This is a genomic window from Citrobacter sp. wls826 (assembly GCF_005281245.1).
In the GTDB taxonomy this organism is placed as follows: domain Bacteria; phylum Pseudomonadota; class Gammaproteobacteria; order Enterobacterales; family Enterobacteriaceae; genus Citrobacter; species Citrobacter braakii.
In genome coordinates this window covers 35,513-36,133 of record NZ_SZWS01000017.1, presented here as the reverse complement: position 1 = coordinate 36,133, position 621 = coordinate 35,513, and the positions used below count along the sequence as shown (strand labels likewise).

The 621-nt window shown below is 41.4% G+C and carries 1 protein-coding gene; it reads left to right on the top strand.

The window, feature by feature from the left end:
* Positions 1-359: 359 nt before the first annotated feature.
* Positions 360-621, top strand: a 262-nt coding sequence (yhcN, locus tag FDW87_RS02735; RefSeq protein ID WP_137379433.1) for a peroxide/acid stress response protein YhcN, incomplete at its 3' end; no start/stop codon positions are given.

The following is a 621-nucleotide window of genomic DNA, read 5'->3' as shown; positions in this document are numbered from 1 at the left end:
CCTCGCGGCGGGGAAAAACCTCTGTATCCACCCTCCTACCTCTATTATCCACTGCCATTGATTTAACAAATGGTGCGTTTAACCGTCAAAAGTCATTCACATAGCGAATATGAAGAGTTAAAAACGCACATTTTGCAAAAATTCATATCTCAATGATTTAATTGAATTTATTATAAAATTGATGCTTAAAACCCTATTTTTAATTCCGTTTTGTTATAAAAAATATTTTTCTTAATACTTAACCCGCATGGAAACAATTAGCGTGGTATTAATTTATCGAGTGATTAGTGTATACTTGATTTTGTGATGAGGGTCACGAAACGCAGACCCCAATAAAAGAATTCGACGAGGTAAATATCATGAAAATCAAAACAACTATTGCAACCTTAAGCCTTCTTTCTGTTCTCTCTTTCGGTGCAAGCGCCGCAGTGACTCAGGTAAACTCACAAGAAGCACAGAACCTGCAATCCATGGGCAGCATCTCCGTATCTCAGATCGGTAGCTCACCAATGGACATGCGTCAGGCTATCGCCGCTAAAGCTGAAAAAGCGGGTGCCAGCAGCTATCGCGTCACCGAACTCCGTGAAGGCGCTCACTGGCACGCGACTGCAGAACTCTACA